At 30.9% G+C, this 24,767-nt stretch carries 21 protein-coding genes; 11 read left to right on the top strand and 10 right to left on the bottom strand.

The genetic code is table 11. The features are described 5' to 3' along the window. Positions 1-540 precede the first annotated feature (540 nt). The 4 genes from T483_RS0116960 (at position 541) to T483_RS0116945 (ending at position 6,202) form a co-directional block, all read left to right on the top strand. Entirely contained in the window at positions 541-1,968 is a 1,428-nt protein-coding gene (locus T483_RS0116960; protein WP_026887918.1) for an MFS transporter, read from the top strand. A gap of 159 nt (positions 1,969-2,127) precedes the next feature. Beyond that, complete coding sequence (gene rlmH, locus T483_RS0116955) at positions 2,128-2,607, top strand: 23S rRNA (pseudouridine(1915)-N(3))-methyltransferase RlmH (protein ID WP_012061206.1); 480 nt, start codon at positions 2,128-2,130, stop codon at positions 2,605-2,607. Between the two features lie 449 nt (positions 2,608-3,056). Beyond that, positions 3,057-4,961 carry an acyl-CoA dehydrogenase family protein gene (locus T483_RS30560; protein ID WP_080697035.1) on the top strand — a complete coding sequence of 635 codons (1,905 nt, stop codon included), beginning with the start codon at positions 3,057-3,059 and terminating at the stop codon, positions 4,959-4,961. Between the two features lie 41 nt (positions 4,962-5,002). Next, positions 5,003-6,202, top strand: a complete 1,200-nt coding sequence (locus T483_RS0116945; protein ID WP_012061204.1) for an FprA family A-type flavoprotein — start codon at positions 5,003-5,005, stop codon at positions 6,200-6,202. A gap of 286 nt (positions 6,203-6,488) precedes the next feature. On the opposite strand, the gene cooS is transcribed toward T483_RS0116945, so the two are convergent. Next, entirely contained in the window at positions 6,489-8,363 is a 1,875-nt protein-coding gene (gene cooS / locus T483_RS0116940) for an anaerobic carbon-monoxide dehydrogenase catalytic subunit (protein WP_026887917.1), read from the bottom strand. A 118-nt stretch (positions 8,364-8,481) separates the two neighbouring features. Next, positions 8,482-8,895, bottom strand: a complete 414-nt coding sequence (locus T483_RS0116935) for an RrF2 family transcriptional regulator (RefSeq protein ID WP_026887916.1) — start codon at positions 8,893-8,895, stop codon at positions 8,482-8,484. A gap of 284 nt (positions 8,896-9,179) precedes the next feature. Here T483_RS0116935 and T483_RS0116930 point away from each other — a divergent pair, with 284 nt between their 5' ends. Then, positions 9,180-10,070: a DUF4474 domain-containing protein gene (locus T483_RS0116930; RefSeq protein WP_026887915.1), complete on the top strand. Its 891-nt coding sequence runs from the start codon at positions 9,180-9,182 to the stop codon at positions 10,068-10,070. A 47-nt stretch (positions 10,071-10,117) separates the two neighbouring features. Here the strand turns inward: T483_RS0116930 and T483_RS0116925 are convergent, their stop codons facing one another. The 3 genes from T483_RS0116925 to T483_RS31695 all read right to left on the bottom strand — a co-directional run bounded on the left by T483_RS0116925 (position 10,118) and on the right by T483_RS31695 (position 13,316). Then, a complete protein-coding gene (locus tag T483_RS0116925) occupies positions 10,118-10,531 on the bottom strand; it encodes a CGGC domain-containing protein (RefSeq protein ID WP_026887914.1) in 414 nt (137 codons plus the stop codon). Positions 10,532-10,764: 233 nt separating this feature from the next. Continuing rightward, on the bottom strand, positions 10,765-12,900 hold the full coding sequence (locus T483_RS0116920) for a sodium-translocating pyrophosphatase (RefSeq protein ID WP_026887913.1): 2,136 nt from the start codon (positions 12,898-12,900) through the stop codon (positions 10,765-10,767). A gap of 266 nt (positions 12,901-13,166) precedes the next feature. Next, entirely contained in the window at positions 13,167-13,316 is a 150-nt protein-coding gene (locus T483_RS31695; protein WP_196244894.1) for a hypothetical protein, read from the bottom strand. A 229-nt stretch (positions 13,317-13,545) separates the two neighbouring features. On the opposite strand from T483_RS31695, the gene T483_RS0116910 reads away from it, so the two are divergent. The 3 genes from T483_RS0116910 to T483_RS0116900 all read left to right on the top strand — a co-directional run bounded on the left by T483_RS0116910 (position 13,546) and on the right by T483_RS0116900 (position 16,348). Further along, the gene (locus T483_RS0116910; RefSeq protein ID WP_026887912.1) at positions 13,546-14,559 is read left to right on the top strand and encodes a LytTR family transcriptional regulator DNA-binding domain-containing protein; all 1,014 of its coding nucleotides are present in this window, start codon (positions 13,546-13,548) and stop codon (positions 14,557-14,559) included. A gap of 227 nt (positions 14,560-14,786) precedes the next feature. Beyond that, the gene (locus tag T483_RS0116905) at positions 14,787-15,632 is read left to right on the top strand and encodes an ABC transporter ATP-binding protein (protein WP_026887911.1); all 846 of its coding nucleotides are present in this window, start codon (positions 14,787-14,789) and stop codon (positions 15,630-15,632) included. Continuing rightward, positions 15,632-16,348 carry an ABC transporter permease gene (locus tag T483_RS0116900; RefSeq protein WP_026887910.1) on the top strand — a complete coding sequence of 239 codons (717 nt, stop codon included), beginning with the start codon at positions 15,632-15,634 and terminating at the stop codon, positions 16,346-16,348. The genes T483_RS0116905 and T483_RS0116900 overlap by 1 nt, the downstream gene beginning before the upstream one ends. A 65-nt stretch (positions 16,349-16,413) precedes the next feature. Here the strand turns inward: T483_RS0116900 and T483_RS0116895 are convergent, their stop codons facing one another. Genes T483_RS0116895 through T483_RS0116875 form a run of 5 tightly spaced genes read right to left on the bottom strand, consistent with a single transcriptional unit; the run spans position 16,414 to position 20,913 of the window. Then, positions 16,414-17,118, bottom strand: a complete 705-nt coding sequence (locus T483_RS0116895) for an ABC transporter ATP-binding protein (protein ID WP_026887909.1) — start codon at positions 17,116-17,118, stop codon at positions 16,414-16,416. 2 nt (positions 17,119-17,120) lie between these two features. Next, on the bottom strand, positions 17,121-17,879 hold the full coding sequence (locus tag T483_RS0116890; protein ID WP_026887908.1) for an ABC transporter ATP-binding protein: 759 nt from the start codon (positions 17,877-17,879) through the stop codon (positions 17,121-17,123). Positions 17,880-17,883: 4 nt separating this feature from the next. Further along, positions 17,884-18,849 carry a branched-chain amino acid ABC transporter permease gene (locus T483_RS0116885; RefSeq protein ID WP_026887907.1) on the bottom strand — a complete coding sequence of 322 codons (966 nt, stop codon included), beginning with the start codon at positions 18,847-18,849 and terminating at the stop codon, positions 17,884-17,886. A 9-nt stretch (positions 18,850-18,858) separates the two neighbouring features. Next, entirely contained in the window at positions 18,859-19,734 is an 876-nt protein-coding gene (locus T483_RS0116880; protein ID WP_026887906.1) for a branched-chain amino acid ABC transporter permease, read from the bottom strand. A 24-nt stretch (positions 19,735-19,758) separates the two neighbouring features. Continuing rightward, positions 19,759-20,913 (bottom strand): ABC transporter substrate-binding protein, encoded by a 1,155-nt coding sequence (locus T483_RS0116875; protein WP_026887905.1) that lies wholly within the window; start codon positions 20,911-20,913, stop codon positions 19,759-19,761. Positions 20,914-21,429: 516 nt separating this feature from the next. Between T483_RS0116875 and T483_RS0116870 the strand changes: the two genes are divergently transcribed. From T483_RS0116870 to pdxT, 3 genes are all read left to right on the top strand, one after another. Further along, a complete protein-coding gene (locus tag T483_RS0116870; protein ID WP_026887904.1) occupies positions 21,430-22,389 on the top strand; it encodes a TRM11 family SAM-dependent methyltransferase in 960 nt (319 codons plus the stop codon). Positions 22,390-22,669: 280 nt separating this feature from the next. Beyond that, positions 22,670-23,539 (top strand): pyridoxal 5'-phosphate synthase lyase subunit PdxS, encoded by an 870-nt coding sequence (pdxS, locus tag T483_RS0116865; RefSeq protein WP_026887903.1) that lies wholly within the window; start codon positions 22,670-22,672, stop codon positions 23,537-23,539. Between the two features lies 1 nt (position 23,540). Continuing rightward, positions 23,541-24,119: a pyridoxal 5'-phosphate synthase glutaminase subunit PdxT gene (gene pdxT / locus T483_RS0116860; RefSeq protein ID WP_026887902.1), complete on the top strand. Its 579-nt coding sequence runs from the start codon at positions 23,541-23,543 to the stop codon at positions 24,117-24,119. Positions 24,120-24,767 lie beyond the last annotated feature (648 nt).

Raw genomic sequence — 24,767 nt, 5'->3', positions numbered from 1 at the left:
GGAGTAAGTTCTCATTATTAAGGGAGTTTTAATTTATTATTTGGGAACATTCTTTATACTTAGTTTTATCTGATAACATGTTAACGAAAGTATGATTTTTTACTTTTTCTCTATGTAGAATTCCAAAATATTATTCATAGATTTAAAACACTTATTTATATAAAGATGATATTTATATAAGGCAACTTAATAAATATGAATTTTATTAGCTAGAACTTATATATATTTACGAAATTAGTCTATAAGGTGTTACTTAATAATTAAGAGATATTAGACTTTATCAATAATATTAAGAACTTATCCATAGAATTAGAATAAAATGTGGATAAGTTTTTTTTTGAATTCTGAAATGTGGATTATATTTTTATATTTATAGAATTATCATATCGTTTGTGTAAATAATAAAAATATATTATAATTTTATATAGTTGCAAATGCAACTATATAAGTTGTGATTAGGTTTATGAATGTTGCTGCATTACATATAAACATTATTTTTACAGCTAGATAAAACAGATATAAACAGAAAGGATAAAACATATGGAAAGTACAGATAAAAAAAGATGGTTAATATTATTTACTACTGTATTGCTAACATTTATGTCCACACTTGATAGTAGTATAGTAAATGTAGCACTTCCTGTAATGTCACAGAAGCTTGCAGTAAGTATGGCATCTATAGAATGGGTAGTAACGAGTTATTTAATAGTTATTGTAGGAACTATTCTTATATTTGGAAGATTAGCTGATATTAAGGGTAAAACTTCAGTTTTTAAATTAGGTATAATTATTTTTACAATTGGTTCACTTTTATGTGGATTATCTAACTCATTAATAATGTTAGTTTTCTCGAGAATATTGCAAGCAATTGGTGCTGCAGGAACAATGTCTACAAGCCAAGGGATTATAACTCAGGTTTTTCCTAGAAATGAAAGAGGAAGAGCATTAGGTTTAAATGGAACTTTTGTAGCTCTAGGTTCAATGATAGGTCCACCAGTGGGAGGAATAATTGTATCGATTTTAAGTTGGCAGTATATTTTTTTAATAAATGTGCCTATAGGAATTTTAGCATTGGCTTTAGCAATGAAGACACTTCCTAAAAGTTCTAATAATTCAAATGAAAAATTAGATATAAAAGGTGCAATTTTATTTGGATCAACTATGGTACTTTTATTCAGTGCTTTAACTTTTGGTAAGGAAATTGGATATGATAATGTGGGAATTATTATGTCATTTGTTATCTCTATTGTATTATTTATTTCATTTATAATAGTTGAAAAAAGAATTGATGAGCCATTATTAAAACTGGAGATATTTAAAAATTCATTATTTTCTCTTAGTATTTTTTGTGCGTTTATATCATTTGTAGCAATAAGTTGTTCAAATATTATACTACCATTTTACCTACAATATGTGATGAAATTAGCTCCTTCGGTTACAGGTGTATTAATGATGGTATCACCAATAATTTTATCAGTTGTTGCGCCAATGAGTGGATATATATCAGATAGAATAGGTTCTGAAGTTTTAACATTCTTAGGACTTATAGGAACTAGTCTAGGTTTATTTTTAATATCAACTTTAAATCAGTATTCACACATAGGTGCATTGATAGCTTTTATAGCCATAATGACACTGGGAAATGGAATGTTTCAGTCACCCAATAATTCATTAGTTATGTCTACAGTAGATACAAAAAACTTAGGAATTGCGGGAAGCATAAATGCATTAGTTAGAAATTTAGGAATGGTATTTGGAATATCATTATCAACAACTCTTTTATACAATAGGATGAGTAGTCAAATAGGATATCATGTTACAGGATATATAGAGGGAAGAGATGATATTTTTGTATATGGGATGCAATATGTATATGTTGCCGCAGCTATAATATGTGCATTAGGAGCGGTGTTAACAGCATACAGACTATATAAGACAAAATCTAGAATTAAAGTTGAAGCTCTATAAAGGAATATAATGATATTTCTAATTGTTGTTAGTTTAAAACTTAGTATAAAATATAAATAGTATTGAGAAATAAAAACTGTAGCTGAGTAAAGAATTTAGTTACAGTTTTTATTTTTAGTTATAATATAGGTATGCATAAAATAATTAAAGGAGATAACAATGAACATAACGATAATAACAGTTGGTAAAATAAAGGAAAAGTATTTAAGGGATGCTATAGAAGAATATTCAAAAAGATTAGGAAGGTATTGCAAATTAGATATAGTTGAATTGGTAGATGAAAAAACACCAGACAATGCTTCAGAAAAGGAAGAAGAGGTAATTAAAGAGAAGGAGGGGCAAGGAATACTAAATAAAATTAAAGACAATATGTTTGTTATAGCAATGGATTTAGGTGGAAAGCAACTAACATCAGAAGAATTTGCAGGATACATAGATAACTTGGGGGTAACAGGAAATCCAAATATAGCATTTATAATAGGAGGAAGCCTAGGAATCTCAAAAAGTGTTTTAGCAAGAGCTAATTATAAATTATGCTTTTCAAAGATGACATTTCCACATCAGCTTTTTAGAGTAATGCTATTAGAACAAATTTATAGAGGCTTTAGAATAATTAAAGGTGAACCATATCATAAGTAGACATAAAGAAAAATAAATTAAATCAATAAAAAATAGTAGTTACTTAATTCGTATCTGCTTTTTTTTATTATAGTTTATATTAATGTTAATAATAGTATTGCAAATAGCATAATTATAAGTGTTGATATAAATATAGAAACTTTAAATATATCTTAAATTAAATAAGGGGGAATATAGAAATAAAGAAGAACTTTATAAATGAAAATAATTGCTTTTATAAGATAATGGAAGGAAAAGTTATATTATCTTTAAAAGAGGAGGAGTTTTAAGCTTTAATTGTCTATTATGGAATAAAATAGATAAAATAACAGTTGAAAAGTATACCTTTAAGGTATACAATAAATGTATACGGTTTAGGTATACATTTAAGGAATATATTTGGGAATGTGGTTTTACAGATTTCATAGAATGACATTGGTGAAACCGTATAATTAAAGGGAGGTGTATTTATGTTTTTCAAAACTACAGAACAACATGAAAATTTGAGAACAAAAATAAGAGAATTTGCTGAAGAGGAAGTTAAACCTATTGCATTTATGTTGGATCAAGAAAATAAATTCCCTTCAGAAGTAGTTCAAAAGCTAGCTGATATGGGAGTGATGGGTATTCCGTATTCAAAGGAGTATGGAGGAGCTGGCTTAGATGTGATTAGTTATGCGATAGCTGTCGAGGAATTATCAAGAGTTGATGGTGGGACAGGAGTAATCTTATCTGCACATACATCATTAGGAACATATCCAATTGCAGCTTTTGGAAATGAGGAGCAAAAACAAAAATATTTAGTGCCATTAGCAAAAGGCGAAAAGCTTGGAGCATTTGGTTTGACTGAAGAAAATGCAGGTAGTGATGCTGGAGGAACAGAAACAACGGCTGTACTAGAAGGAGATCATTATATCTTAAATGGTGAAAAAATATTTATCACTAATGGTGGCGAGGCTGATATTTATATTATTTTTGCAGTGACTACACCAAATATTGGCATACGAGGTATTAGTGCATTTATCGTTGAGAAGGGATCAGAAGGTTTTAGTTTTGGTAAGCATTATGATAAGATGGGAATTCGTTCATCAGCTACTGCAGAACTCATTTTTAATGATGTAAAGGTGCCTAAGGAAAATTTATTAGGTAAAGAAGGCGATGGTTTCAAAATTGCTATGTCTACATTAGATGGTGGACGTATTGGTATTGCTGCTCAAGCTCTAGGAATAGCTCAAGGTGCTTATGAGAATGCCTTAGAATATTCAAAAGAAAGAGTTCAATTTGGTAAGCCTATTTGTCAGCAGCAGATAATCGCATTTAAATTAGCAGATATGGCTACAAAGCTTAGAGCAGCCAGATTTCTTATTTATAGTGCAGCAGAGCTTAAGGAAAATCATGAGAACTACAACATGGAAGCAGCAATGGCTAAACAATATGCTTCTGATGTTTGTCTTGAGATTGTCAACGATGCTCTTCAAATCTTTGGGGGAAGCGGATACCTTAAAGGTATGGAAGTTGAGCGTGCCTATAGAGATGCTAAAATCTGCACTATATATGAGGGAACTAATGAAATACAGCGTGTTGTTATAGCAGCCAATATTATAGGAAAAATGCCAAAAACAGAGAATGCAGCAAAAACTTCAAGGGAACCTGCAACAGGGTATCGTAAGAAGGTAATTTATAAAGATGGGACACCTGAAGAAAGAGTAAATTCTCTTGTAGAAGCTCTTAAGAAGGATGGATATGATTTTTCTGTAGGAATTTCTATAGATACTCCAATAAGCAAGGCGGAGAGAGTAGTTAGTGTAGGCCAAGGCATAGGAGAAAAGGAGAATATGCATCTTATAAAAGAATTAGCAGTTCAAGCTGGTGCAGCAATAGGTTCTTCTAGACCAGTAGCTGAAACTTTAAAATATGTTCCAATTGATCGTTATGTTGGTATGTCAGGACAAAAGTTTAAAGGGAATCTTTATATTGCATGTGGTATTTCAGGTGCAGGTCAACATTTAAAAGGTATAAAAGATGCTTCTACAATTGTTGCAATTAATATAAACCCTAATGCAAAGATTTTCAAAAACGCAGATTACGGTATTGTTGGTGATTTGATGGAAGTACTACCTCTACTTATTGAGGCTTTAGATAATGGTGAACCAAAGAAAGAGGCTCCACCAATGAAAAAGATGAAGAGAGTTATTCCGAAAAAAGTCACTCCAACTTGGAAACATTATGTATGTAATGGATGCGGTTATGAATATGATCCTGGAGTAGGTGATCTAGAAGGTGAAGTAAACCCAGGAACACTTTTTGAAAATTTACCTGAAGAGTGGACTTGCCCAGCTTGTGGTGAAGAAAAAGATATGTTTATAGAAGTTTAAAGCAGGTAATAAATAATTTTTTGTTTAAAGGAGGATTAGCTATGTATTGTGTTAGAGAAGTAACTGAAGATCTTTATTGGATAGGGGGAAATGATCGTCGTCTAGCTCTTTTTGAAAATGTTCATCCTATTCCAAGAGGTGTTTCTTATAATTCTTATTTACTTTTAGATGAAAAGACAGTGCTATTTGATACTGTAGATTGGTCAATTTGCAGACAATTTCTTGAGAATATTAAGGGAGTTTTAGGAGATAGAGACTTAGATTACATGGTCATTAACCATATGGAACCTGATCATGCAGCGTGTATTGAAGAAATTGTTATCCGCTATCCTAATGTAAAGATAATATGTACTGAGAAGGCATTTTTATTTATGCATCAGTTCGGGTTCCAAATAGAAGATAAGGTAGAACAAGTCAAAGAGGGAGATACTATGTCATTTGGAAAGCATAATGTTGTATTTGTTTCTGCCCCTATGGTACATTGGCCAGAGGCTATGGTAACATATGATACTACAAATGGAGTATTATTCTCAGCTGATGCTTTTGGTTCATTTGGTGCATTAGATGGAAAGCTATTTAACGATGAAGTAAATTTTGATCGTGATTGGATTGATGATGCTAGAAGGTATTACACAAATATTGTAGGTAAATATGGGCCTCATGTTCAGGCTCTTTTAAAAAAGGCAGGCACTATAGATATTAAGATTATCTGTCCGTTACATGGACCAGTATGGCGTAATGATTTTGGATATTTACTTGATAAGTACGATAAATGGAGTAGCTACACACCTGAGGAAAAGGGCGTGATGATTGTTTATGGAACAATGTATGGTAATACAGAGGCAGCAGCAAATGAGTTAGCAACAAGATTGGTTAAAAAGGGGATTACCAATGTAGTTATGTATGATGTTTCCAAAACTCATGTTTCATATCTGATTTCTGAAACATTTAAATATAGTCACGTTGTGTTAGCATCAGTTACTTATAATTTAAAGATTTATCCACCAATGCTTGACTATATAATGGATATGAAGGCATTAAATCTTCAAAAACGTACTTTTGCTATTATTGAAAATGGATCATGGGCGCCTCAATCAGGTAAATTAATGCGTGAATTATTAGAAGAAATGAAAGATATGACTATTTTGGATAATGAAATTTCAATTAATTCTAGTATGAAAGAAAGCGATGAGGATTTAATGGAATCTATTGCTGATAGCATTATTGAATCAATGAAATAATACAGAAAAGATATGAATTTTAATCAACTCGTAAATTATAATAACGAGTTGATTAAAATTATAATAAATAAGCCTTTAAAATTGTAGTAAAAATAATATATCTAAGAGTTAATTTGAGTAAGTGTTTAATGGGAAAACATATTATTCATAAAAACCAATTAAAAAAGGTGAAAAACTCCTAACTCATATATGTATTTTAATAAAAAATTGAATCTGAATGATTTATCATCCAGATCCACTATAGATATTTAGATTTGAAAGTATATTTCCTAGATTTAATGGTTTGTTATATGTTTAATCCTATTCTTCTATTTTCGATAATTGCTTCTAGCTCATCAGCAGCTTTAATTACATCTTCTTGAACAATAAGCTTACCGCCTGTTATATTAACTAAATCTTCTTTTAGGACTTTAGTGACAACTTCACTTCCATCTATAAAAGGTGATATTGCAACATGTAGTGGTAGACCTAATGATAGTCCAAATGCAGCATCGGCTAATGCTTGTTCTTCAAGCCATTGTGGTGCTGATAATACAAGTGGAAGTTGAGGTATATCTATACCCAAGTTTTCAGCAAGTTCAGTTGCTACCATTTCTAATCTTCCAATAGCTAGACATGGACCAAAGTTTAATACTGGTGGAATGCCTAGAGATTTACACACATCTCTTAGATTATCACCTGCAAGATCAGCTGCTCCAGGAGACATAAGACCAACATTTTCAAGGCCTCCAGAAGAACATCCAGCTGAAAGAACTAAAATATCTCTCTTTATTAATTCTTTAGTTAACTCAACAGTAAACACATCATGTCCTTTAGCTGTTAAGTTCGAACAACCTACAACACCAGCTATCCCTTTGATTTTTCCTTTTGCTATTAAGTCAATAAGACCGTTCCAATTTCCGCCCAGGAACTCTTTTAAAGATCCTTCACTAACACCAGTTACAACATCATCATGTCCATGATCTTTAGGAATGTCTATTGTGATTTTATTTCTTCTGTTCTTATAGCTTTCTAATGCTTCGGAAATGATCTTTTCACTAATTTCTTCAGCGTTTCTCATATCAAAATTTATATATTCAGCATTTTTCTTCTTAGCAACATCATCTATACATATAGTTTTTACATTAAATTTCTCAGCTACAGGTTCAAGTCCTGGTATTGTGCAGTTAAATTCTGATACAATTAAATCTATAGCACCAGTTGCGAGTACAGCTTCACTTGTATAATTGTTTCCTGCGTGGCCTGAAAAAACTTCAGTATAATGTTCGCCTCTTAACTGTAGATCTTGACCTACACAGGTACAGCCAACTAATCTAAAGCCTTTTGCACCTAATTCAATTGCTCTTTTTGTAACATTCTCATCAATTAATTTATCTTGAAGATGCGCAATATCAGAATGTTGATGTCCTGTAATCATTATGTTGATATAGTCTTCGTCGATTACTCTAAAACCAACTTTAGCTTGTCTGATTTTTGGAGCACCTAGCATAACATCATTTAAAAGGTTAGTTAACACTAGACCATATATTCCAGTAGCAATTCCAAGCTGAAGTGAATTAAGCAGCATATCTACAGGATCACTATTTAGATTTGTTGACGTTTTTACTAGGGCATCAAAAACTTCAGATTTTGCACCTCCAGGTAAAATATTTAACTCCTTCCACTTATGATATCTTGGAGCATAAGCTAATTTTTCTACCAATTCCATTTTTTCAAATCTTGGTTTATATAAATCCCTAAGAACTTCATCAGCTACTTTAATTGCTTTGGCATTTATATCTGATTCAACAATATCAAAGATTTCAGCAAGCTTATCCAATGTTTCTGGGCTTTTTATTTTTAAATTACATTTTCCTTCACCAATATCTTTAAGGTTTCTTGCTGTAGTTTCCACTACATGAAGGTAACATGCGGAACCTGCTGCTATCGCTCTTAAAAAGTTTCTTGATACGATAGTATCAGCATCCGCACCACATACTCCTTTAGGTGACTTGGGTGTTATCTTACATGGGCCATTTGAACAAAGTTTACAACAGACTCCTTCTTTTCCAAACTTACATTTTACTTTCTGTGTTTCAACTCTATTGAATGATGTTTCTAATCCTTCTTTTGATGATAAAAATTCACATAATTTACAATCTGCTGATGTGCACATTGACATATTGATCATCTCCTCTAATTTTAATTTTGTATTTAATATTCGACCAAAAGTATACTGAAAAGGTATAGTTTTGCGCAAATATAAAAGGCTTTCGCCTTTTATATTTGCATGTATAAAGTTACCATGGATCAATCTTTAGTTTATCAAAGTTAACTTTTTCTAGCTCATTTATCATTGTATTTTGAATATTCCACAAAGCCTTGTGTATAGAACAGTGACCAGCTTTATTTGCACTGCAGGCCTTGCCATCGTAAACACATCTGGTCACAACAATTGGACCTTGTATAGCCTCAACTACATCTTTTAAGGTTATATCCTTAGGCTCCCTAGTTATAGCATAACCACCGTTAACACCTCTATAAGACTTTAATATTCCCGCTTGAGTTAACTTTCTAGTTAGCTTTAATAAAAATCTAAGAGGAATATTTCCCTTTTCAGATAGAGATTTTGCATCAAGTTTGTTATCTAAACCTTCTTTAGACAGCATAAGTATTATTCTAAATGCGTAGTCAGATTCCTGATTAATATTCATAAAATTTACTCCTTAAAGTATACCTGTTTGGTATAATTTATCATAGTACAATTTTTTATAATTGTCAATGTTTAGGTTAAAGTTATATTATAAAATATTCATACACATTAAAATTATTGATTAGAATGTATGTTGTTTTTAATTTTACTATAAATAAAGGAATTTATATCAGAAATCACATAATAAATAGTTTCATTTATATAAGATTTATAAGTTAGCTTTTAACATAATGATTATAAAAGGAATATTATATAAATAAAGCAATTTATTTGGGGTGAGTGTTTATGTTTGGATCTTTTATAACAATGCTTACTGGAATCCGTATAATGAAAAATATAAATAGAAGTCTATTGAGGATTGTTAAGTCTGAAAATCCTATAGATAAGGGAATTGAAATTGTTGGTTATGACTATGATTCGGTACAAGATATATTTTATAGCAGTATGAATGCATGGCAAAGAAATATGGGATATAGTAGATTGTATGATGAAGCATCAGCACCTTTTGGAATGATAGTAGATTGTGAACCAATTTACTTTGAATATAGTAATAGAATATGGTTAATCGAATTATGGAAAGGTCAATATGATTTGAATACTGGATGTGAAGTTGGTGTATATACAGCCGAAAAACCTATATTAAACTTATCAGAAGTATATAAGTATATGTTTTATAATTGCGCTAGTGATGAAGATAGATTAACAATTTCTCTTTTACTAAAAAAGAATGGAAAAACACTTTTTGCGAGAGATGATAAGCATTGGTGGTTAGCGGGCTTTAAACTTGGTGAATATTCAGAGCCTTCTGAATTGGTAATGTATTTAAATATTACTTTAAAGGATGAAGAAATGTGTAAGGCATTTGTAGAAGCAATAATAAAGATAGGATATATAGAAAATAAAGAGTTTATTGTAAATGGGAATACGGTAGGTCTAACATTTGATAAGCCGCATACGCCTCAACCAATTACAAGAACAGAGCAAACTGATAAAATCATACAAATGAAAAATAAACTACTATGTGATAAATATAATGATATTACTAGGATATATAGCAATATAACAGATAAGATAAATGCAATTCAGAAACAGGCACCAGAAATATATTCAGAAATAATAGATAAAGCAACATTGAGAAAGTATTTAAGAAGCATGAAAAATACTGAAACTGAATAATTTAATATTAGTAAGGCGGGATATATATCCTGCCTTTAAATTTATATTCAATCATAGCAGTTATAACTACCAATGGATCTTTTCTTCTCAGCATTATTACTTATATAAGAGCCGTTTATAACTTTATTATATCCTTTTTTTAATATAATAGATTTAATATAATCTAGGTGAGGACATCTATCATAATGATAATTATCAGTTACCATACAGGATGACAAGTGTACCACAACATCTTCTTTATCTATATTATTTTTTACTTTTAACTTTTTTGATAGATGCTCTAGCTTAGTAGCAATACTTTTTCCACAACATCCTCCACAGGTGAAGGAAATGTATCGAGTTGATTCGTTATAATTTTTAAAAACAGAATCTCTAGTGTAAAAGGCATTTGTACATGCAAAACCACTGCAACGATTATGAGCAATATCGCACTGAATAATAACTACATATTTTTCATTCATTAAGTTTTATCCCCCTCTATGAATAGCTTTATTTAAATAGATGATTAGTAACCAGACACTTACTTTTATATAGAACAATTATACAATTAATTATCGCTCAATAAAAGTAAATATATTTAGCACTAGGAATAAAGGAATGATATTATCAGTTAGTTAAAAATTATATTAAAAGATAAAAAAGGATGTGTCATGCTAAGTTATATGAGACACATACCTTTTATAAATGAGCTAGTCTATGCGAATAATGCAACGAATACTAAAGTTAAAGTGCTTACAAGCTTTATAAGTACATGAAGCGATGGGCCGGCAGTATCTTTAAATGGATCACCAACCGTATCACCAACGACACTTGCTCTGTGGGCTTCGGAATTTTTACCACCATATTCACCTAATTCGATAAGCTTCTTCGCATTATCCCATGCACCACCACCATTATTTAGGAAGAGGGCCATGATAACGCCGGAAATGGTGGTTATCATTAGGAATCCAGCAGCGGCTTCTTTTCCTAGAAGAACTCCAACAATTATAGGAGCTGAGATTACTATGATTCCAGGAAGAACCATCTCTTTTAGAGCGCCTTTTGTAACTATATCAACACAGCGAGCATAATCAGGTTTTGATGTTCCTTCCATTATTCCTGGTATTTCTTTAAATTGTTGTCTAACTTCAAGTATTACATATTGAGCAGCCTTACCAACAGCTCTAATAGCAGTAGAACTAAATAGAAATACTATCATAGCGCCTATAAAGCCACCTATAAATACTTCAGGTTTACCTATATCAACTGAAAACCATGAATCTAAAGGTCTTCCAAGAAGTTTTTTAACTTCATCTAGGTATGCAGAAAATAATAGAAAAGTAGCAAGTGCAGCTGAACCTACAGCGTACCCCTTTGTTAATGCTTTTGTAGTATTACCGCATGCGTCTAATCTATCAGTTATATTTCTAATCTCTTCAGGTGCTCCAGACATTTCGGTAATCCCACCGGCATTATCAGTAATTGGACCAAAGGTATCCATGGCAAGAATATATGTGCAGGTTGAAAGCATTCCCATGGTTGCAATTGCTGTACCATACAAACCTGCATTCGCAACATTAGGTAATGCCATTTCGCTTAATCTATAAGATATAAATATGCAAATAGAGATACAAACAACAGGAAGTGCAGTTGATTCCATGCCAACTGATAATCCAGTTATTATATTAGTTCCAGCTCCAGTTTTAGAAGCAGTAGCTATCTCTTTAACAGGTTTATGGGTTATTGAAGTATAATAATCAGTTAAAACTACAAATATATAACTAAGTATTATTCCAGAAACTGCACATCCATATAGATAAATGTAGTTTACTTGCCCACCAGTTGCAAGTGAACCACTTAACATATCTTTAACTACGAAAAATAATATTACTAAATTAATTATGGAAGTTATAACAAACCCACCTTTTAAAGCTTTCATAGGATCATCATTATCATTCTTAACTTTAACAGTAAATATGCCTATTATTGAAGCGATGATACCAAGAGCACGAGCTACAAGAGGAAATAGTATTCCTTTCCATCCAAAGATAGGATAAAGTCCAACTCCTAGAATCATAGCACCTATATTCTCAGCCGCTGTAGATTCAAATAAGTCTGCACCTCTACCGGCGCAATCTCCTACATTATCACCAACAAGATCAGCAATAACAGCAGGATTTCTAGGATCATCTTCAGGAATACCAGCTTCAACCTTTCCGACAAGATCAGCGCCAACATCAGCAGCCTTTGTATATATACCTCCACCAAGTTGAGCAAATAACGCGACAAAGGAAGCACCAAACCCAAACCCAACTATAAGAGATGGGGCTTCTTTTATTAAAGTATCATTTCCAGAAATACCTCCATAGATAAGAAATAGAGAAGCTACACCTAAAAGAGATAATGAGGTAACAGCTAGTCCAGTGACAGCACCACCTTTAAGAGCTATTTGAAGAGCGTTGTTTAACCCTTTTTTTGCACCAGCAGCAGCTCTTACGTTAGAATTAACAGCCATATACATACCAATATAGCCAGATAAAGCTGAGCAGAATGCACCTGTTATAAAGGCTATACCCGTATGTAAGGATATAGATATAGCAGAGCTTGGACCTTTTGATACATTACCGAAATAGTTAGAAAGTATAATTAAAAATAAAGCAACAATGGATAAAACAAAGATGGTTCTATATTGTCTTTTAATGAATGCCATAGCACCTTCCTTAATGTAAGTTGATATTTCTTGCATTTGGCTAGTGCCTTTGTCTTGAGAAAATGTATACCTGACCAAATAAATGATTGCTATAAGTGAAATAATTATAACACTATAAATAAGCATAAAATATGGTACCATTTAAAACATCCCCTTTATTTTTTATATAAATTTGTTATACATATATATTATACAACAGAATATTCAGAAAATTCAAAAATTTTCAACTTTTTCTATAATATATATTATGCTTAAGCAAAATAAAATAAGCAAAGTAAATATATACTTATAGAAAGTTTGGAGAAACCTCTAAAATATATATTTCCTTGCTTAGTAGTTAGTAATAAAATCATAGTATTTTAATTTATAGTATTATCTATCATTGTTAAGTGTAATGAATTTTAAGTTTAGAACTTAGGATTTATTTCATCCCTTTGAATTCTTCGTAAATCTTTTAGTCTTAGATGAGTTTTTTCTCTAATTGCATTCCAATGTTCTCCATCAATCATCATTTTTTTTGCCTCACTCTTTAGAGATTCTTTTTCTTCGTAGCTCATAAATTATAACCTCCTTTTATTTCATTTATACAAATTTAGTTTATCATTAATAAAATTATCTATTCGTCGTTTATAAAATTTAATATAATATGAAATTCAATTACATTTTACATAATGGTATTTATGGAATGTTGAAGCCTACTATTGATATCATTACAAACTAGTGTAATAATTTACCTATAATGTATATTAATTAACTGAATGTATAAGTCAAGGAGAATAATTTATAATGTTGAAAATAAAAAATTTATATAAAAAACAAGCTAATAGTTTCATAAATAATATAAATCTTATGGTTGAAAAGGGAAGTCTGGTAAGTATTGAAGCAGATAGGGAGTTTAGTAATACATTAATAGATCTTATATTAGATAAAGAAGTAATAGGTAGTGGCGAAATATATATAGATAAAATAAACCATAGCGATTATATTCATAAAAATAAAGGAAATATTGGTGTTATATTTAGAGACGAAGGATTTTATGAAAGATTTACAGTAGAAGAATATATGAGATATTATACAGAAATAATTGATTCAAAGGTTAATTACAGAGAAATAATGTTAAAGCTCTCATTGCTAGAGATTGCAGGTAAGAGGATAAAAGCTTTAAGTTATACTAGAAGGAAAATGCTTAGTTTTGCCCGGGAAATACTAAAGGAACCTGAACTTTTGATATTTCAGGATCCAATATTTGATATAGATAAAAATGCAACAGAAATAATCCTCAAAAATATTGAAGAGTTATGTAACAAAGGTGCAGCAGTATTAAGTATATGTTCATCTTTTAAGGAAGCAATGTTAATTGGGGGAAAAGTTTATGTTCTTGATGAGAATGGACTAAGAGAAGCTGAAGATAAGAAAGAAGAAGCTATTACATCAGAAAGCAAAGAAAAATTAGAGTTTATGCACAAAATCGAAAAGATTCCAGCGAAGATTGAAGAAAGAATATTATTATTTGATCCGTTTGAGATAGATTATGCAGAAAGTGAATCAGGAGTAAGTAGTTTAAATGTAAGAGGAGAGAAGTTTCAGTGTATGATGTCATTAACTGAGCTAGAGGAAAGGTTAAGGTGTTTTGGATTTTTTAGATGCCATAGATCTTATATTGTAAATCTTCAAAAAGTTAAAGAAGTAGTTACATGGACAAGAAATAGTTATAGTTTAATTTTAGGTGATAGGGGAAAAAGTTCTATTCCACTTTCTAAAGGAAAGATTACAGAATTAAAGGAAATTTTAAAGATATAGGTGCTTAATTTGATGCAATATAGTATCCGCTTAGCAGAATATAATCATATAAAATGTATTCAATTGGATCTGTTCATAGTATAAATTGATTCAACTAATGCCGTTTTTACTCCTTTGGAGGCATTTTTATGGTTAATTTACTCCGAGTATATGATAATTACATTGTTCGAAATAATTGGACAATTGTTCAGATGATTAATCAATATATAAAGGGGAGGAAAGCACTTTTGGAAAATGTAATTTCTATGAAAAGAGTAAGAAAAGAATTTAATAAGAATGTAGCACTACAAAATCTAAGTTTTAGTGTTAAGAAAGGAGAAATTTTTGGGTTTTTAGGTCCGAGTGGAGCAGGAAAGACTACGGCAATAAAGATTTTAACATCACAATTAATACCTACAAGTGGAGAAGTGTTAGTTCTTAATAAGAACTTATATGTTGAAAAATTTAATGAATTTAGAGATATAGGAATACTTTCTGATAATAATGGATTATATGAAAGACTTACTGTTAAAGACAACCTTATGCTTTTTGCAGAGATTAATAAAGTGAATGAAAAAGATGTAGATTATGTATTAGAATGTATGAATATGATGAAATACAAAAACATAGTTATAAAAAAGTTATCAAAAGGAATGAAACAGAGAGTAATGCTTATACAAGCAGTGCTTCATAGGCCTAAATTACTGTTTTTAGATGAACCCACTTCGTCATTAGATCCAGGAACAGTTATAGAAATTCATAAATTTCTCAGGAAAATAAATCACGAAGGAGCTACTATATTTTTAACTACACATAATATGGAGGAAGCTGATAAGCTTTGTGATAGAGTTGCATTTATAAATCAAGGAGAGATTGTTGAAATAGGGAGACCAGAAGAATTAAAATTAAAGTATGCGAATGATGAAATAAAGATTAAATTAAAAGATGAAGATAAATTAATTACTGTAAAGAATAATAAAGAAGGTGCAGACAATATTCAATCTTGGATGAAGAATGGACGAGTATTATCAATACATTCGTCGGAACCAAGTTTAGAAGAAATATTTTTGCATTTAACAGGGAGGGAATTATAATGACTTTTTCAATAAGAAGGGTTAGTGCATTAGTTAAAAAGGAAGCAAAGGATTTATCGAAAAATAAAAATGTCTTGTTTATGTTCTTAATCCCAATAATACTTTGTTTAATTTTTGTAAGAACTTTTGGCGATACTGAACAGTTAAGAGAATATACTATGAATGTAACCTTAAATGCTAATTTAATGCTGGTTTCAGGATTTATAATTGCAACGTTAATTGCAGAGGAGAAGGAGAAAAATACCCTAAGAACTTTAATGCTTGCAGCAGTTTCTCCACTGGAATTTTTAACTGGAAAAGCTATCATAACATTAATACTTTCATTTGTAGTTAATATGCTAACATACTTCATTATGGGAATGAAGCTTCCTTACATAGGACATTTTATTATTATAACAACATTAGTAGTTATATGGTTTATAGAACTTGGAGCGGTAATAGGAATTTTAGCAGAAAATCAGGCTAGTGCAGGAACCATAGGAATGCCGTTTTTCATGGTTATATTTTTAGCGGGTACTTTAGCAAAAATGAATAATATAGCCGGAATAGCAGCTAATTTTTTACCTAACTATAACATGCAAATATTGCTAGGCAGAATTTTTACTAATGAACCTTTAAATATAAATTTTGCTTATAATATATTAGTAATTCTATTGTGGATTATAATTGGTGCTGGAATTTTTGTTTATGCTTATAAGAAAAAGAGATTAGATTAAGTTACTATAAAAAAAAGACTGATTTGGTCATCAGTCTTTTTTTTATAGTAACTTAATTTGACTATTTATTCACCAAGATATGCACTCTTAATACTTTCATCATTAAGAAGAACTTGCGCATCACCGGATTTTACTATATTACCAGTTTCAAGAACGTAAGCTCTATGTGCAATGGCAAGGGCCATATTTGCATTTTGCTCAACTAAAAGTATAGTTGTTCCTGATTTATTAATTTCAACAATTGTATCAAAGATATCTTTAACAACAAGAGGCGCAAGCCCCATTGAAGGCTCATCTAATATAAGCATTTCTGGTCTATTCATAAGAGCTCTTCCGATTGCAAGCATTTGCTGTTCACCACCAGAAAGAGTACCAGCTTGTTGTTTTATTCTTTCTTTTAGTCTTGGGAATTTAGCAAATACCATTTCCATGTCTTGTTTGATTCCTGCTTTATCATTTCTTAAATAAGCACCTAATTCTAGATTTTCTAAGACCGATAACTGAGGAAAAACTCTTCTTCCTTCTGGTACATGGGAAAGACCTAGAGAAACTATTTTATTAGCTGGAACCTTGTTTAGTTCAGAACCCTTAAAAGTGACGGTACCTGATTTTATTGGTTCAAGACCTGATATAGCTCTAAGAGTAGAAGTCTTACCAGCACCGTTAGCGCCTATTAATGTTACTATTTCACCTTGCTTTACTTCAAGGGAAATGTCTCTTAGTGCATGAATTACACCATAATATAGATTAATGTTTTCTACCTTTAGCATTTTTAAGCCCCCTCTCCAAGATAAGCTTCAATTACCTTAGGATTATTTTTAATTTCCTCTGGAGTACCTTCAGCAATCTTCTTACCATAATCAAGAACTGCTATTTTATCGCAGATTCCCATAACAAGCTTCATATCGTGCTCAATTAAAAGAATGGATATATTAAACTTATCTTTAATCCAATCTATAAGCTTAGTAAGCTCTACTGTTTCCTGAGGATTCATACCAGCAGCAGGCTCATCTAATAATAAAAGAGATGGTTCTGCTGCCAGAGCTCTTACTATTTCAAGCTTTCGTTGCTCGCCATAAGGAAGATTGCTAGCTAATTCATCTTTTTTTCCATCAAGAGAAAAGACTTTTAATAGTTCAATACTTTTATCTATTATTTCAGCCTCTGTTTTTCTGAATTTAGGAGTTCTAAATATGGAATCAATTATAGAATAATTTATTCTATAATTAAAACTTACTTTAACATTATCGAGAACAGAAAGATGAGAAAATAGACGTATATTTTGAAAAGTTCTGGCTATTTTTTTTTGCGTAATATTATAAGGTTTAAGACCTTGAATTTTTTCTCCAAGATAAGATATAGTACCTTCAGTTGGAGTATAAACACCAGTCAACATGTTAAATACAGTTGTCTTACCGGCACCATTAGGCCCGATAAGTCCAACAATTTCCTTTTTGTTTATTGTAAGATTAAAATCTGAGACAGCCTTTAATCCACCGAATACAATTGATAAATTTTGAATTTCTAGCATTGAATTAAGCCTCCTCTCTATCATCTGATTTTTTACTTGGTATTAATTTACCGAAGATTTTAAGAGAAATTTCTTTATCTCCAAATAATCCTTCAGGTCTGAATATCATAAGTAGTATTAAAGCTAATGGATATATAACCATTCTGAAATCGCCCATGCTTCTTAAAAGTTCTGGTAAGAAAGTAAGCATTATAGCGGAAATAATTGAACCAGATAAAGATCCCATGCCACCAAATACAACAAAGGTTAAATAATCGATTGATTTGTTAAAATCGAAAAGATCTGGTTTTATATATCCCGAATAGTGTGCATAAAGTCCACCAGCAAGTCCTGCGAAAAAGGCGGCTATAATAAAGGCCATCATTTTGTATTTTAATGCATTGATTCCCATAGATTCAGCAGCTATTTCATTTTCACGAATAGAAAGCATTGCTCTACCTTGAGATGAGTTAATTATATTTTTTATTATAACTATACTAGCCACCATGAATATGAAAGCAACTGTAAAAGTGGTCTTGGTAGGAATACCAGTAAGGCCACGTGCTCCACCAACTGTATCAATATTCATAATTATTATTTGAATAATTTGACAAAAAGCCAAGGTTGTTATTGCAAAATAATCACCTGTAAGTTTTAGTGTAGGATATCCAACTAGGGCTGCTAATATACATGCGATTACTGCACCAATAAGTATTGAAGCGATAAACGGCATGTGCGCTTTTTGTGTTACTATGGCTGATACATATGCACCTATTGACATAAAACCAGCATGTCCTAAACATAGTTGTCCTGTAAACCCAACAATTAAATTTAACGATACAGCTAAAATAACATTTATTAAAGCAAAAGTAATAATTCCTTTGTAGTATGAGTTAATAACTTTTGCACTTATTAAACCAAATAGTACGCCATATGTTATTAAAACTCCAATAATAATACAAATATTTTTTTTATTAAATAAATTCTTCATAATTAACACCTACACTTTCACATTGGTCTTTTTACCTAATAGACCAGAAGGCTTAATTAAAAGTATTATAATTAAAATCGCAAATACTATTGCATCTGAGAAGTTGGTTGAAATATAAGCTTTAGAAAAAGTTTCAAGTAATCCTATAGCAATTCCACCAACAAGGGCTCCAGGTATACTTCCAATTCCACCAAGCACTGCAGCAACAAAGGCTTTAAGTCCGGGCATAGCTCCCATGTAAGGAGTTATGCTAGGGTAAGATATAGCAACTAAAACTCCAGCTATACCAGCTAAGGCTGAACCTATTGCAAAAGTAAGAGAAATAGTATTATTAACATTTATCCCCATAAGAGAAGCGGCTTCCATATCTTGAGAAGAGGCTCTCATGGCCTTTCCAACTTTAGTTTTGTAAACAATAAATTGTAGTAAAACAACTAAAAAAGCGGAAACTGCAAACATTAATATTGTTTTCATATCGATTTGAACAGTTCCTATATTAATACTCCCAGCATTAATTAAATCGGGAAATGGTTTTGGATTAGATCCAACTAATAATCTCATAGCATTTTGCAGGAATAAAGAAACACCAATTGCTGTAATAAGTAAAGCAATTCTTGGAGAATTTCTTAAAGGTTTATAAGCAATTTTCTCTATAATTACCCCAGATAATGCTGAAACTGCCATAGCAACTAATAATGTTGGAATTAATGGCAGTTTTAATGTTGAAGCACAATAGAAGCCTGAAAAGGCTCCTATCATATAAATCTCACCATGAGCAAAGTTTATTAACTGTATTATTCCATATACCATTGTATACCCTAATGCTAGGAGGGCATATACGCTACCTAATGCTAAACCGTTAATGATTTGTTGTAAAAATTCCATTGTATATTCCTCCCTTTTTAATGATTAAGGATTAACTTTATCAGCTAAAACTTTCTTATCTCCATCAACTTTAATAATAGCAGCACTCTTTATAGCACTTCTGTCACTACCAAATTTGATGTTACCAGTAACACTGTTCATTTCCATTGAAGCTAAAGCGTCTTTAATAGCAGCACCATCTGTTTTACCAGCTTTTTCTATTGCTTTAACTAGAATTTTAGAAGTGTCATATGAAAGGGCAGCGAAAGCATCCGGTTCTTTGTTGTATTCTTTCTTATATGATTCAACGAATTTTTTAACATTCTCATCTGAGTCTCCAGAGTAGTAATGATTGATATATAATGCACCATCTACAGCTTTTTGACCGATTTTAGTTAATTCTTCTGACTCCCAGCCATCTCCACCAAGGAACTGAGAAGTTATTCCCATTTCTCTTGCTTGTTTAGCAATAAGACCAACAACATTGTAGTAATCAGGTAATACTATTACATCTGGATTTAAACTTTTAATTTTAGTTAATTGAGCTTTAAAGTCAGTATCCTTATCGTTGTAAGTAAGGAATTCACCAACTTGTCCACCAGCAGCTTCAAATTTTGATTTAAAGCTATCAGCTATTCCTTTTGAATAATCTGAACCAGCATTATATAAAACTGCGGCTGTTTTCTTTGCTAATTTTTCAGTAGCATATTTTGCAAGAACATCTCCTTGGAATGAGTCTACAAAGCAACCTCTAAACATATAATCTCCACCAACACTTGTTATAGTTGGTTCTGTAGCTGTTGGTGTAATCATTGGAATTTGTTTGGATGTTGCATTTGGAGCAACTGCAAGTGTTGCACCTGATGTAACAGGTCCTAAAATTGCACATACCTTTTCATCATCAACAAGTTTATTGAAAGCTTGCATTGATGAATTTGGATCCGCTTGATCATCTTCAAAAACAAATTTAATTTTTTTACCGTTGATTCCACCGGCATCGTTAACTTCCTTTTCTAATAATTGAGCACCTTCTTTTACTGAAACTCCATAAGTAGATGCAGCACCAGATAATGGGCCGATAGCACCGATTTTGATAGTATCTTCGTTGCTTCCACCTCCGGCTGAATTTCCGCTACAACCAGCAAGAAGAGTAATAGCCATAGCAGAGGCTAAGATTCCTGATAGTAAATTTTTTTTCATATATTTATCCCCCTTTTAACTTTAAAAGACAATATTAAAATAACAATTAATTTTATTATACTTTGATAAAATGCCATAAAGTTATCATATATATTGTTGATATAATAACATATAGGAATAATTATTACAAGATTGATATTTAATATTTTATATAAAAAATAATAAAAGATTCATAAAAACGTTATCAGAAGTTATAAATCAATCCTAAAAAATGTTATGTTGAGTAAATTTATAGGATGAAGGAGTAATGTAAGTATTTCAATGGAAAAGGGTATATCTTATTAAGAAAAATTTGTTATCGTATTATAAATTAATTACATAAAAGTAAATATACTAAAAATATGTTTATAACTTTTCATTTTTCGATAATAATTAACTAAGATTGTGCCTTTGAAATATATAAATAATATTTATTAAGAAGAAAGTTGGTTTTGTGAATATATATGTAGACAGTTATAGTTGAAAAGAATAATATTAATACCTAGATTATATTTAAAGTGAAGATGGTGAATTATATTGAATAAAAAAACATTAAAATTAGATTATAATAACTATAAAAAGTATTTTTACTATATTAAGTATCCTGTGTTTGAAGAAGATTTATGTAAGTTAGAAATGAGATGCCTTTTTGGTAAAACCCCAAATGAAAAATATTTGTTTTCAGACTTATATATTAGTCCTTCAAGGAGTCCGTTTATAAAAGAAATGATTTCAGTAATATATGAAGAAGATTCTTTAGAACAAATAATAGACAATATCATAAAAGATAAGCTAGCTTATAACGAGTTTAAGGTCTGCTACGTAAGAACAGAATATAGTGATATAGACTATGAAGAACGCCTCAGAAGTCTTAGCAAGATAGGATTTGTAATAACAGGAGAACCTGAAATTCATAATCCTAAAGTTATCCTTGGAGTTACAAGAATTTGTGGGAAATGGATATTTGGAAGGTATGAAAAAAACGATTATAAGTGGCACATTCATGATAATAAGCCACATTCATATTCGAACTCTTTAAGCGTCAGGGTTGCTAGAGCATTAGTTAATATAGCAATTAAAAATAATTTAGAATGTACATTAATAGATCCATGTTGTGGAGTAGGTACAGTTATTCTTGAAGCTTTTTCAATGGGTATTAATGTTGTTGGGTGTGAACTTAATAAAAGTATTGCAGAAAATGCCAAGAAGAACTTAGAGTTCTACGGATATGAAAATGTAGTAACTAACGGTGATATGAATCAGATTCAAGAAAAATATGATACTGCTATTATAGATTTACCATATGGTTTGTTTTCACCAACGACTGTAGAAGAACAAATATCTTTGATTAAAAGTGCACGTAGAATAAGTAATAGATTGGTTATAGTTACTTTTGAAGAGATGGATAATTATATTATTGATGCAGGTTTTAAAATAGTTGATAAATCATATGTATGCAAAGGTAGATTTAAGAGATATATAGATATTTGTGAGTAGAAAGTCAGTTAAGAACCATAATTTGATGAGGGGGAACTCCTAGAGCTTTCTATAAATATATTTTAGATATATTTATAGAAAGTATGTTAGGTATTTTATCCTTAATTCATAACTAGTAACAAAGTTCATGCCACTGTTCTAATATAATGCTCTATTTTTATATTCAAAATTCTTCTTGGGGAGCTATAAAATATTGTATGGATACATTTGCTTTTGTATCCATACATATTTTATTATATGAATAAGCTTATAAGCTTAGAAGAAGGGGGAGTTATGTATTATGGAGAGAGAGACAATAAATAGAAATCTTGCTCAAATGCTAAAGGGTGGCGTTATTATGGATGTCACTAATAAAGAGGAAGCGATAATAGCCGAGAAAGCTGGTGCATGTGCTGTGATGGCACTTGAAAGGGTTCCTTCTGATATAAGGAAGGAAGGTGGGGTAGCCAGAATGTCAGATCCTAAAATGATTAAGGAAATTCAGAAGGCTGTATCGATTCCGATTATGGCTAAGGTTAGGATAGGACATTTTGTAGAGGCTCAAATACTAGAAGCATTGAACATCGATTTTATAGATGAAAGTGAAGTACTTACTCCAGCAGATGATAAATATCATATAAATAAAGAAATATTTAAAGTACCATTTGTTTGTGGTGCAACTAATATTGGTGAGGCGCTAAGAAGAATTGGTGAAGGTGCATCAATGATAAGAACTAAAGGTGAAGCAGGTACAGGTGATGTAGTACAAGCTGTTAAACACATGCGAACAATGGTTGAAGAAATAAAGAAAATACAAACTTCATCAAAAGAAGAGCTAATGACTTTAGCTAAAAACTTTGGGGCACCATATGAGCTAATTAAGTATGTTTGGGAAAATGGAAAATTACCTGTTGTTAACTTTGCAGCAGGTGGAATAGCAACCCCAGCAGATGCAGCTCTTATGATGCAATTAGGAAGCGATGGGGTATTTGTAGGATCTGGAATATTTAAATCTAATAATCCTGAAAAAAGAGCAAGAGCTATTGTATTAGCTACTACTTATTATAATGATCCAGAAAAATTAGCAGAAGTTTCAACAGATTTAGGAAGTGCAATGAGTGGAATTTCTTCAGAAGAGATAAAAACGCAATATGCTGAAAGAGGATGGTAAAATGATAGTTGGGGTTTTGGCTTTACAGGGAGGGATAATTGAGCATATAAACCAAATAAACTTATTAGGGCATATTGGAATAGAGATTAAAAGAGAAGAGGAATTAAATAATATTGAAGCACTAATAATACCTGGCGGAGAAAGTACAACTATAGGGAAACTTCTAAAGATAACTGGATTAATTGAGCCGCTAAAGCTGAAAATAAGAAGTGGAATACCTACATGGGGGACTTGTGCTGGAATGATATTGCTAGCAAGCGAAATAGAGAATGAGAAATCCGACTATCTTAAATTAATGGATATCAAAGTTAGAAGGAATGCATTTGGAAGTCAAGTAGATAGTTTTAAAACATTTGAGCCAATAAATGAAGTATCTAAAGAGAAAATGGAACTTGTTTTTATTAGGGCTCCATATATAACAGAAATTAAAGAGAACGTGAAGATTTTATGCAAAATAGATAATAAGATAGTAGCAGCTAAGCAAGATAATATTATAGTAACATCTTTTCATCCAGAATTAACAGACGATTTGGCATTTCTAAATTATTTTCTAAAAGGTAAATGGATGAAGAAATATTGAATACAAATAGAATACTAGCAATAAGGAAAAACTATTAAACAGTATATTTCAGAACGTATTTTCTGAAATATACTGTTTAATAGTTTTCTATCTATATTAATTGGACTCTTTTATTGAAAGTAGAATATGTAAATATAATAAAAAACGTCAATATATTATGAAGTATTATTATGGAGTATAAATTTTCATATGACCATATAATCAAGTTTTAAATATAAAATCGTAGTATTTATAGTAAGTAAACATGGTTAACTATTCCTAGTGTATCTACAATAGAATAATACTAATATATGGAGTATAATGTAGTATCGCATATTTAAACAAATCAGATGAAGTTCTATATAAATATAGATATAAATGTATATGTTAAGATAAAACACGTCGCTAAGAGATATAAACAAAACAACTTAAAAGGAAAAAGATTTTCTAGGAAGGTTGTTGACAATGTCGAATGGTGATGATATGATAAAGATCCTCGCTAAGAGATGCATAATTAGTAACTTATAAACTATTAGTAACTTATAAACTAATAGAACTATTTAAAATGGAGTTCAGAAAGTTTTGAAAAAAAGTTATTGACAAGCTTCGAAAGCGGTGATATACTGAGTAAGCTGTCAGAAACGACAGATAACAACAAAACATTACAAC

The sequence above is a fragment of the Clostridium beijerinckii HUN142 genome (genome assembly GCF_000621745.1).
Lineage (GTDB): Bacteria > Bacillota > Clostridia > Clostridiales > Clostridiaceae > Clostridium > Clostridium beijerinckii_A.
The sequence above is the reverse complement of the archived record's forward strand: the minus strand, read 5'-3'. Positions and strand labels throughout refer to the sequence as shown.